Below are 11,760 nucleotides of genomic sequence, written 5' to 3'. Positions count from 1 at the left end.
GATGCGCCTGTTAGGGCGCGGCTGGTAACAGAGCCTTACAGGCGCATTTGAAAAACCTCCGGCTATGCCGGAGGATACTTATTATCACGCCGTCAGCCAAACCAGACGGAAGCAGAAATCGCCGGCAGGGAGAGGATCCCCTCCTGCACGCTCCCTTTCCCCTCTTTTAGCTGCCACGCGCTCACGTTAAGCAGCGGAGAGTCATCCAGCACCACTTCGCACGCCTCGCCCCGGTTCATGGCTACCAGCACGCGCTGCTGGTTATAGACGCGGACAAACACCACCACGTTGTCGTGGGCATAAACCACCTGACAACCGCCGTAGCGCAGCGCCTGGCTCTGCTTACGCAGCTTCGCCAGACGCTGGTACAGACTGAACAGCGCTTTGTCCTGCTTCGCCGGATCCCATGGGAAGGTTTTGCGGCAGAACGGATCGTTGTTCCCGTCCAGCCCCACCTCATCGCCGTAATAGATGCACGGCACGCCCGGCCAGGTAAAGAGCCAGGTCACCGCCAGCGGCAGGCGCGCGACATCCTTACCGAGCAGGGATTTAAATCGCGCGGTGTCATGGCTGTCCAGCTGGTTAAACATCCGTAACTGCTGCTGATGCGAAAGACTGGCGCGGTAGTTATCCATCCATGCCATGCAGGTTTCCGCATCAATATGCTGCGGATCGTAGGAAATATCGGTGTTAGCAAGGAATCCCCACAGCGGGAAGGTAAAACCGCGATAGTTCATTGCCGCATCTTCCGCGTCCGCCTGCAGCCACTGGCGCGCGTCGCCAAAATGTTCGCCAAACACGAACGCCTCGGGCTGCGCGGCTTTTGCTGCACGGGTGATCCCGGCGACGTGCTGAAGATTATTACGCGCCCCGCCCGCTTCACCGAGCATATGCACCACGTCAAGACGCCAGCCATCCATATTCCATGGCTCACTCAACCAGTGGCGCACAATGCTGTTTTCACCGCCGTAAATCTCGTTCACCAGCGTTGCGGACTGGAAATCCAGCTTCGGCAGGCTCGGATAGCCCAGCCAGTCCAGCGCGCGCCCCTCCTCGTTGAAGCTGTACCAGTCGCGCTGGGGTGAATCCGGGTTATGGCACGCCCCGCCCATCGACTGGTTATGACGGTCAAACCACGCGTGTGAGTCGCCGCTGTGGTTAAACACGCCATCCAGAATCAGACGCATGCCCTCTTTTTGCGTATTTTTACGCAGACGAAGCAGCGCGTCATCACCGCCAAACTGCGGGTCAACGTGGCGATAATCGGCGGTATCGTATTTATGCACGCTCGGTGCTTTAAACACCGGGTTAAGGTACAGCGCCGTCACGCCCAGCTTCTTCAGATACGGTAGCTTTTCGCTGATGCCGTCAAGATCGCCGCCGTAGAACGTCGAGCCGCCCGCCTGCGCGGTTAACGGCTCATCCCATTCTTTCAGGATAATGTCGTGTCCTGCAGCGTGGTGGTAATAAACTTTATCCTGCCCGGCGGTGCGCGTTTCGCTGCGCGCAAAGCGATCCGGGAAGATCTGATAAAAGACCTGATCGTTAACCCACTGCGGGCCAGCGTCCGGGTAATCGACGGCAAACTGCTCCAGCCGCGCCGGAGGAAAACGGCTAAATCCCTGCGGGGTAAACCACAGCTGGCGGTTATTCCAGAGCAGCTTAAAGCTATAGCGTCGGCGCGGCTGGCCGCTGCGCAAGTCGATGTTTGCCCGCCATGCCGTTACGCCAGGCTGCGGCTGGCTGCGCTGCTTGTGCATTTTCAGCGTGGTTTCTTCATTATCGACTTCAGCGCGTAGCGTCACGCGTTCAGGCTGATTTTCCCCCGCCAGCCAGAGCGTAATCACAAGGTTGTCTTTGTTTTGCTTAACAAATGGGGCAACCGGAAGGTGCCAGGCGTTTAACATCACGAATCCCCTTTGATGAAATTGACGTCACCTTGCCACAGGGTGATTAAGGTTAGCTCACCATGACGTGATTTATTGGGGGAGGAGAAAGGAGGAGGAGACAAAATTCCCTCTCCCACAGGGAGAGGGCATAAAATATTACTGCGCCTGCGCCAGCTGACGGTCGCGGCGGCATTTAAACACCCAACCCAACAGCAGCAGCACGATCCACGCACAGCCCACGTAGAGGGAAATACGGGTATCAGGATGGTAGCCAATCAGGCCGATGATAAACACCAGGAAGATCAGCCCAACGACGGTCGTCGCTACCCCGCCTGGCACTTTAAACTTCAGCGCTTTTGCCTCCTCAGGGGACAGACGGCGGCGGAACGCAATCTGTGACAGCAGGATCATGATCCACACCCACACGGTCGCGAAGGTCGCCAGAGAAGCGATCACCAGGAAGACGTTTTCCGGCATGATGTAGTTCAGGTAGACCGACAGCAGCAGCGCAACGGTCATCACCATAACCGTCACCCACGGCGTGCCGCGACGGGAGGTTTTGGCAAAGACCTTTGGCGCACTGCCCTGCTCTGCCATGCCGTGCAGCATGCGGCCCACGCCAAAGACGTCACTGTTGATCGCTGAAAGCGACGCGGTCAGGACCACAAAGTTCAGGATGCTGGCCGCAAAGGCGATGCCCATATGCTGGAAGGTCAGCACAAACGGGCTACCGTTGGTCCCCACCTGGTTCCACGGATAGATAGACATAATGACGAACAGCGTACCCACATAGAACACCAGAATACGCATCGGCACCGAGTTGATGGCGCGTGGAATGGATTTCTCCGGGTCTTTGGCTTCCCCGGCGGTAATCCCGATGATCTCAATCCCGCCGTAGGCGAACATCACCATCTGGAGCGACATCACCATGCCGAGCCAGCCGTTGCTGAAGAAGCCACCGTTGCTCCAGAGGTTATGAATACCGGTTGGCTGGCCCCCGTTACCGATCCCCCAGATGATGATGCCGAAACCGGCCACAATCATGATGATGATGGTGGCAACCTTGAAGAAGGAGAACCAGAACTCCAGCTCACCGAAGACCTTCACGCTCATCAGGTTGACGGCGCAGATAATCAGCACCACGCTCAACACCCAAATCCAGTGTGGTACCGCCGGGAACCAGACGCCCATGTAGATGCCAAAGGCGGTGACGTCGGCAATGGCCACAATCAGAATTTCGAAGCAGTAGGTCCAGCCGGTGATAAACCCGGCCAGCGGGCCTAAATTCTCCTGCGCATAGCGCGAGAATGAACTGGCTGAAGGGTTATGAACCGACATCTCTCCCAGCGCACGCATGATGATATACGCCGCCACGCCGCCGATGATGTAGGCCAGCAGAACGCTTGGACCGGCCATTTTGATGGCATCTGCCGAGCCATAAAAAAGACCGGTACCGATAGCGGAGCCGAGCGCCATAAATCGAATGTGGCGCGTGCTCAGCCCACGTTTGAGTTTGTTAGTGCTTTCCATTTAAATCTTGCCATTCAACACGAAAAAAACAAAAAACCACGGGGCCTTAAGCCCCGTGGTTAAACAGTTTGTTGCCGTTGATTAATGGGCGTTCGATGTAACCTGACGCCCTGCAGCACGGTCCCAGATAATGGCCAGAACCAGTGCAACAACGGTAGGCATCAGCCAGGCCAGACCTTGCTCAGACAGCGGCAGACGCTGTGTCCAGGCTGGCAGGATGTGAGCAAACGCTGATGCTTTAATCCCGTCAAGGATACCAAAAATCAGGCTGATAAACATGGCTGGCGCAATAATTCGCGAGGAGTTGTTCCACCACGGGCGCGTAAAGCTCAACACCACCAGCACGATACACGGCGGATAGATGGCCGTCAGCACCGGAATGGAGACCTGAATCAGGTGGCTCAGACCGAGGTTAGACACCGCCATGGAGAAGATGCCGAGGATGAATACCAGCGTGCGGTAAGAGAGCGGCAGATACTGCGCAAAGAACTCCGCACAGGCACAGGTCAGGCCAACCGCCGTCACCAGACAGGCCAGGAAGATCAGGGCCGCCAGCAGCATGCTGCCCGCACCGCCAAAGGTGTGCTGAACGTAAGCGTGCAGAATTGCCGCACCATTCGCGTTCTGATCGACCAGCGTGGCGCTATCGGAACCCAGGCGGAACAGCGCCAGATAGAGCAGCGTCAGGCCCACACCGGCCATCAGACCAGCCCAGATGGTATAGCGGGTCAGCAGACGCGCTTCGGTTACGCCACGAGAACGGGCAGCGTTCACGATAACGATACCAAACACCATCGCGCCCAGCGTATCCATGGTCAGATAGCCGTTCACAAATCCGTTAGAGAAGGCCGCGTTTTGATAGGCATCCATCGCGCTGCTGATAGGACCCGCAGGCCAGATAATGGCCGCAACCGCCAGCACGATCAGCGCGATAATTTTAAGTGGAGCCAGGAAGTTACCCACGGTATCCAGCAGTTTGCCCGGATAGAGGGAGACCAGAATCACAATAGCGAAGTAAACCAGACTGTAGATAAACAGCGGCATCGCACCGTCACCGGTCAGTGGCGCAATCCCCACTTCGAAGGAGACTGTCGCGGTACGCGGGGTCGCAAACAGCGGGCCAACGGCCAGATAACACACCGTTGCCAGCAGAACGCCAGCCACTTTGCCAATTGGGGTGCTGAGGCTATCAACGCCGCCGCCAACTTTCGCCAGCGCAACCACGGTCAACACCGGCAGGCCCACGGCAGTGATCAGGAAACCAAATGCTGCTGTCCAGACGTGTTCACCCGCCTGTAAGCCAACCATTGGAGGAAAAATGATGTTGCCTGCGCCAACGAACAGCGCAAATGTCATAAAGCCCAGCGCGATGATGTCACGCGATTTTAAGTGATGGGTCATAAAACCTTACTGCCTGTGGATGTGGTGTTGAATATATTGAGATTTTCGCCATCCCCAATGGGACGATACAGCGGAAATTTTGCTCAATTTCAGCGGGATATGCTCCCGTCCTGGCGTGGAGAAGAATAGTTTTTCGATTTACCACGCAAATACAGTCGGTCTGACAGTATCTGGGGGGCAATTTAAACGCTTATAACGTTTAAAGGCAAGGAGGGATCGTAAAACCAGAACAATATGCCAGCATGAAAATACCAACCAGAATAATTCGCTAATATCATGAAAAAGCCATGGCTAATCATGCGAACAAAAAAGCACCAGCCGTATAAAATTCATTCGCGTTTCGCTTTACTGCAAAGCAAACGGGCCAGCAATAGCTGGCCCGTGGAAAGGTAAAATGACACACCCGCCGTCAGGCGATCTTTTTGGCAATTAATCGTTCCGGTATAACGAAACTGAAACGGGTGCCTTTGCCCAGCGTGCTTTGAATATCGAGGCGGCTTTCATGGTGATTCACCGCGTGCTTCACAATGGCCAGCCCCAGCCCGCTTCCCCCCGTCTGCCGGGAACGGGCTTTATCTACCCGGTAAAACCGCTCGGTCAGACGTGGAAGATGCTCAGGCGCAATGCCCGGCCCGTTATCCTCGACGCTAAACTCGGCACCCGTTGGTGTCTGCTGCCAGCGCACCATAATATCCGTTCCTTCCGGGGTATGATTAACCGCGTTATAGACCAGGTTAGAGATAGCACTCCGCAGTTCATCCTCGCTCCCGAGCACCTTCAGATTGTTATCGACGTCAAAGGTCAGATGATGTTTTTTATGGCTTAAGGTTTGCGCTTCGCGCTCCACTACCCGCAGCATCATCGGTACGTCGATAGTGTCATTTAAGGCAAGCGTCGGGGCCGCCTCAATCTTCGACAGCGTCAGCAGCTGTTTCACCAGCCCTTCCATACGGTGCGTCTGCTCGCGCATGGTATGCAGCGCCTTCTCACGCGGCGCACCTTCAAGCGTCTGCTCCTGCATCATCTCCAGATAGCCCTGCAGCACCGTCAGCGGCGTGCGCAGCTCGTGGCTCACGTTGGCGAAGAAGTTGCGTCGTGCCCCTTCCAGCTGGTGCATCTGGGTGACGTCACGCGCTACCATCAGCCATTGCCGATCGCTGTAGGGCATCACACGTATTTCAAGATGACGGCCATTGTTGAGCTTCAGATTGTGCGGACGCGTGAAATCACGTTTTTTCAGATACTGCGTGAACTCCGGATAACGCAGAAGGTTGAGGATGTTCTGGCCATTATCGTCCGGCCAGCGCAGGCCCAGCAGCTGTTGGGCGAGACCGTTACACCAGAAGATTGTCCCCTCTTCCGTGGTCAGAATCACCGCATCCGGCAGCGATTCCGCACCGCTGCGAAAGCGTTTAATCAGGCTTCCCAGCTCGCGACGGCGCTTTTTATTACGCATCTGCATCTGGTGCAAGCCGTAAAGCAGCGGCTCCCAGCTCCCGCTTCCCGGGGGAGGCGTCATACTTCTGTCAACCCACAGCCACCAGGAGAGGCGCAGTAAGTTCCAGAAATGCCAGATCAGCAGCCCGGTCACAGACGCCAGCAGAAACCACGGCAGGTATCCAAGAAAGGCCCCCAAAATGAAGGCCGGAATACAACATAAGATCAGTTCAAAGACGAGCCTTTTCCATGACAGACGTTCCAGCACGCGTCACACTCCTGTCATTGTTCAGAAACGGGTAGAAAAACGATAACCCGTGCCGCGGACCGTCTGTACCATGCGATCGTGGCCGCTCAGTTCCAGCGCTTTACGCAGGCGGCGGATATGTACGTCAACCGTCCGGTCTTCGACATACACGTTAGTTCCCCAGACGTTATTCAGCAACTGCTCGCGGCTGTAAACACGCTCCGGGTGAGTCATAAAGAAATGCAGGAGTTTGAATTCGGTAGGCCCCATGTCGAGGGGATTTTCGCCCGTCATAACACGGTGTGAGGTAGGATCAAGGCTCAGGCCCTGCATCTCAATGACCTCTTCCACCGCCATCGGTGAAATACGGCGCATCACAGCTTTAATACGGGCAACCAGCTCTTTCGGTGAGAAGGGTTTGGTAATGTAATCATCCGCGCCGGTCTCAAGGCCGCGCACGCGATCTTCCTCTTCACCGCGCGCGGTAAGCATGACAACGGGGATATCGCGGGTCATCGCTTCACGCTTGAGGTGTTTGATAAACTGCAGTCCGGAGCCGCCAGGCAACATCCAGTCAAGCAGGATCAGATCGGGCCAGGGTTCATTCAGCTGGTTCACCGCGCTGTCATAATCTTCCGCTTCAACCGGCTGGAAGCCATTTTGTTCGAGCACGAAGCACACCATTTCACGAATTGGAGCTTCATCTTCTACGACCAGAATACGTCTCGCCATACTTTGCCCTGTCTTATCTTATTTAAGTTACAAGTTTGTAATGCGGCGTCATTATGCGTCAGATTTATGACAGATTTATGAAAAACAGTACCACGTAAAATGGCAAACTGTTGTTTTATTACAGCGGTTATTTTCCAGCTTCTGAAAGTTTATAATCCCCATTCCCTTTTTTTGCCACGGATTCGCTATGCGCATATTACACACCTCGGACTGGCATCTGGGTCAAAACTTTTACAGCAAAAGCCGGGCAGCGGAGCATGAAGCGTTCCTGAACTGGCTGCTGGACACGGCCCGATCGCACGAGGTGGACGCGATTATTGTTGCGGGTGACATTTTCGATACCGGTTCGCCGCCAAGCTATGCGCGTGAGCTCTACAACCGCTTCGTGGTAAATCTGCAACAAACCGGCTGTCATCTGGTGATTGTCGCCGGTAACCACGACTCCGTCGCAACGCTGAATGAATCCCGCGATATCCTGGCCTTCCTTAACACGACCGTGGTAGCCAGCGCCGGTCATGCGCCGCAGATCCTGAAAAAACGTGACGGTACACCGGGAGCGGTGCTGTGTCCGGTGCCCTTCCTGCGCCCACGCGATATCGTGCAAAGCCAGGCGGGGATGTCCGGCGGGGAAAAGCAGCAGCATCTGTTGCAGAGCATCACGGACTATTATCACCAGCAACATACGGATGCCTGCGCCCTGCGCGGCGAACAGGCCATTCCGGTGATTGCCACCGGGCATCTTACTACCGTCGGTGCGAGTAAAAGTGACGCGGTGCGTGACATCTATATTGGTACGCTGGACGCCTTCCCGGCGCAAAATTTCCCGCCAGCGGATTATATCGCGCTCGGGCATATTCACCGGGCGCAGGTCATCGGCGGCTGCGAGCACATTCGCTACTGCGGCTCGCCCATTGCGCTCAGTTTTGATGAGACCGGCAAAGCCAAATGTGTGCACCTGGTGAGCTTTAATGAGGGCAAACTCAGCGCCGTGGAGTCGCTGGAGGTTCCCGTCACCCAACCGCTGGCGGTGCTGAAGGGCGATCTGGCGGCGATTACCGCCCAACTGGAGCAGTGGCGCGGTGTCGAACAAAATCCGCCCATCTGGCTGGATATTGAAATCACGACCGACGACTACCTGCATGATATGCAGCGTAAAATTCAGGCATTGACGGAAGATCTGCCCGTCGAGGTCTTACTGGTTCGCCGCAGCCGCGAACAGCGCGAGAAAATTCTGCTGGGTGCACAGCGTGAAACGCTCAGCGAACTGAGGGTGGAAGAGGTATTTGAACGCCGACTGTCGCAGGAAGAGATTGACGACACCACGCGCGCAAGGCTTAACGAGCTGTTCCTTCATACCCTGCACGCGCTCAGTGATGAGGAAGAAAACGCATGAAAATTCTGAGCCTGCGTCTGAAAAACCTCAACTCCCTTAAGGGCGAGTGGAAAATTGACTTTACCGCCGAGCCGTTTGCCAGCAACGGGCTGTTCGCCATTACCGGCGCGACCGGTGCCGGGAAAACGACCCTGCTCGACGCCATCTGTCTGGCCCTTTACCACGAAACGCCGCGTCTGCAAAAAGTCTCCCAGGCACAAAACGACCTGATGACCCGCGATACCGCCGAGTGCCTGGCCGAGGTGGAGTTTGAGGTAAAAGGCATAGCGTATCGTGCGTTCTGGAGCCAGAACCGCGCGCGCAATCAACCAGACGGAAACCTGCAGGCACCGCGCGTTGAACTGGCGCGTTGTGAAGACGGTAAAATTCTTGCAGATAAAGTGACGGACAAACTGGAGCAAACCGCCGCGCTCACCGGGCTGGATTATAGCCGTTTTACCCGTTCAATGTTGCTCTCCCAGGGGCAGTTTGCCGCCTTCCTCAACGCTAAACCGGGCGATCGCGCCGAACTGCTGGAAGAGCTGACCGGCACCGAGATCTACGGTCAGATCTCAGCCATGGTGTTCGAGAAACATAAGGCCGCCCGTAACGCGCTTGAGATGTGCGAGGCGCAGGCCGCAGGGGTGGTGCTACTGAGCGAAGCGCAACAGCAGCAGTTACAGCAGAGTTTGCAGGCACTTACTGACGAAGAGAAAACCCTGCTGACTCAGCAGCAGAACCAACAGCGCGATTTTCAGTGGCTGACGCGCAACGACGAGCTTATTCGCGAGCAGCAGCGGGTTATGCTCCTGCAACAGCAGGCGCAGCAGGCGCTGACCGACGCCGCGCCTGAGCTGGCCAAGCTCCAGCTTGCGCAGCCCGCCGCCCAGCTTCGCCCCCTGTGGGATAGCCAGCAAGAACAAACCACGCGCCTCGCGCAGACAAAGCAGCGCATTGTCGAAGTAAATACTCGCTTACAGGCCAAAGTCGCGCAGCGCTCACGCATCCGTCATACGGCGCTGCGTACCCATGCGCAACTGCAGAGTGACCTTATGACACAGGCAACATGGCTGGCGGAGCATGAACGTTACCGCGTGTGGGGCCAGGAGATTGCTGGCTGGCGCGCCCATTTTGCGCAGTTGAACCGCGATAAACATCAGATTGCCACGCTTGCAGCCCGTATTGCTGAATTACGTCAGAAGCTCGCCGGGATGCCGGAAAATCCCCTGACGCTGACGGCGGATGACGTGGCAGCGGCAATGGAGCAACAGTCCCGGTCACGTCCTTTACGCCAGCGCCTGACCACGCTTCATGCCCGCTATCAGCCGCTGCAAAAACGGCTGCAAGAGAACGCGGATACCCGGCAAAAAGCGCAGTCCGAGCAGGTAAAACTCAATGAAACGCTGACGCTGCGCCGCCAGCAGTACAAAGAAAAAAACCAGCACTATGTCGATTTGAAAGCGTTGTGTGAAAGCGAAGCGACGATCAAAAAGCTGGAAAGCTATCGCTCGCAGCTTGAGGCCGGAAAACCCTGCCCACTGTGCGGCTCCAGTGAACATCCCGCCATTGAGACGTATCAGGCGCTTGAACTCACCGATAACCAGCGACGCCGGGACGCGCTGGAAAAAGAGGTTGCCGCGCTTAAAGAGGAGGGTCTGCTGGTGCTGGGACAGGTCAATGCCCTGACGCAGCAGATCCAGCGAGCAACAGACGAAGCGCAGGCGCTCTCTCAGGAAGAGCAAGCACTCACTAAAGAGTGGCAGGAGGTCTGCGCCGACCTGAATATCTCATTGAATATTCAGGAAGATATCGCCCCATGGATGAACGAACAGGAACAGTACGAACGTCAGCTCTATCAGCTCAGCCAGCGCCTGACGCTGCAAAACCAGCTTAACGAACAGCAAGCGCAGGAGCGTCAGTACCAGCAGCAGCTGTCGGCTACGCGTCAGGCACTGGAAAACGCCCTGCTCGCGCTGTCGCTGCATGTTCCTGAAGAGGGGGAAGAGACCGCCTGGCTGTACGCCCGGGAAACGGAATTCAACCTGTGGCAGGAAAAACAGACGCAGCATGCTGCGATTCAGGAGCGCATTAATACCCTGAAACCGCTGCTCGACACGCTTCCGGCAGGCGATGACACCGAGGCAGAACCGGCCATTCCTGAGAACTGGCGCGAGATCCATGACGAATGCCTGTCCCTGCAAAGCCAGCTTGCCACCCTGCAGCAGCAGGAGAGTCTGGAAAGCGAGCGGCTACAGCACGCCACAGCGCAATTTGCCACCGCGCTGGCGGCAAGCTGCTTCGCCGATCGCGAGGCCTTTCTCGCCGCGCTGCTGGATGAGGAGACCATCCGCCGTCTTGAACAACGCAAGCAGACGCTGGAGAGCCAGCTTCAGCAGGCAATTGCGCTTAGCGGGCAGGCTGAACAGCAGCTACAGGCCCACCAGCATCAGCGACCGGAAGGGCTGGACGCCGACGCGCAAACCCTGCATGCGCAGCTACAGCAGTTGGCGCAGCAGCTCCGTGAGAACACCACTCATCAGGGGGAGATCCGCCAGCAGCTTAAGCAGGACAGCGATAACCGCCAGCACCAGCTGGCGCTGATGCAGCAAATTGACGAGGCCTCACGTCTGGCCGAGGACTGGGGTTATCTGAATGCGCTGATAGGCTCCAGCACCGGCGACAAGTTCCGTAAATTCGCCCAGGGTCTGACGCTGGATAATCTGGTCTGGCTCGCTAACCAGCAGCTTAACCGCCTGCACGGGCGCTATTTGCTGCAGCGTAAAGTCAGCGACGCACTGGAGCTGGAGGTGGTCGATACCTGGCAGGCCGATGCCGTACGCGATACCCGCACGCTTTCTGGCGGCGAAAGCTTCCTCGTCAGTCTGGCGCTGGCGCTGGCACTTTCCGACCTGGTGAGCCACAAAACGCGAATCGATTCGCTGTTCCTGGATGAAGGTTTCGGCACGCTCGACAGCGAGACGCTGGACACCGCGCTGGATGCGCTCGACGCGCTGAATGCCACCGGGAAAACCATCGGCGTGATAAGCCACGTCGAGGCTATGAAGGAGCGTATTCCGGTGCAAATCAAAGTTAAGAAGATTAATGGACTGGGGTATAGCAGGCTGGATAAGGAGTTTGCGGTGCAGTGAAAG

7 protein-coding genes are annotated in these 11,760 nt (G+C 56.6%); 2 read left to right on the top strand and 5 right to left on the bottom strand.

Translation table 11 applies throughout. From position 1 onward, the window contains the following. Window positions 1-92: 92 nt before the first annotated feature. The 5 genes from malZ to phoB form a co-directional block, all read right to left on the bottom strand. On the bottom strand, window positions 93-1,907 hold the full coding sequence (malZ, locus tag AX755_RS14330; RefSeq protein WP_062856965.1) for a maltodextrin glucosidase: 1,815 nt from the start codon (window positions 1,905-1,907) through the stop codon (window positions 93-95). 138 nt (window positions 1,908-2,045) lie between these two features. Further along, complete coding sequence (gene proY, locus AX755_RS14325) at window positions 2,046-3,419, bottom strand: proline-specific permease ProY (RefSeq protein WP_013095827.1); 1,374 nt, start codon at window positions 3,417-3,419, stop codon at window positions 2,046-2,048. 81 nt (window positions 3,420-3,500) lie between these two features. Then, the gene (gene brnQ / locus AX755_RS14320; RefSeq protein ID WP_038418789.1) at window positions 3,501-4,820 is read right to left on the bottom strand and encodes a branched-chain amino acid transporter carrier protein BrnQ; all 1,320 of its coding nucleotides are present in this window, start codon (window positions 4,818-4,820) and stop codon (window positions 3,501-3,503) included. A 409-nt stretch (window positions 4,821-5,229) separates the two neighbouring features. Further along, the gene (gene phoR, locus AX755_RS14315) at window positions 5,230-6,525 is read right to left on the bottom strand and encodes a phosphate regulon sensor histidine kinase PhoR (protein WP_062856964.1); all 1,296 of its coding nucleotides are present in this window, start codon (window positions 6,523-6,525) and stop codon (window positions 5,230-5,232) included. 21 nt (window positions 6,526-6,546) lie between these two features. Next, window positions 6,547-7,236 (bottom strand): phosphate response regulator transcription factor PhoB, encoded by a 690-nt coding sequence (phoB, locus tag AX755_RS14310; RefSeq protein ID WP_010428026.1) that lies wholly within the window; start codon window positions 7,234-7,236, stop codon window positions 6,547-6,549. Window positions 7,237-7,423: 187 nt separating this feature from the next. On the opposite strand from phoB, the gene sbcD reads away from it, so the two are divergent. Together sbcD and sbcC are read left to right on the top strand one after the other, a co-directional pair. Further along, window positions 7,424-8,629, top strand: coding sequence for an exonuclease subunit SbcD (gene sbcD, locus AX755_RS14305; protein WP_020686366.1), 1,206 nt, complete (start codon window positions 7,424-7,426; stop codon window positions 8,627-8,629). Further along, on the top strand, window positions 8,626-11,757 hold the full coding sequence (gene sbcC / locus AX755_RS14300) for an exonuclease subunit SbcC (protein ID WP_062856963.1): 3,132 nt from the start codon (window positions 8,626-8,628) through the stop codon (window positions 11,755-11,757). Before sbcD ends, sbcC begins: the two co-directional genes overlap by 4 nt. The last annotated feature ends 3 nt before the right edge of the window (window positions 11,758-11,760 follow it).

It is taken from the genome of Enterobacter sp. SENG-6 (assembly GCF_001605945.1).
In the GTDB taxonomy this organism is placed as follows: domain Bacteria; phylum Pseudomonadota; class Gammaproteobacteria; order Enterobacterales; family Enterobacteriaceae; genus Enterobacter; species Enterobacter cloacae.
Note: the sequence above shows the minus strand (reverse complement) of the source record. Positions and strands in the feature narration are given on the sequence as shown.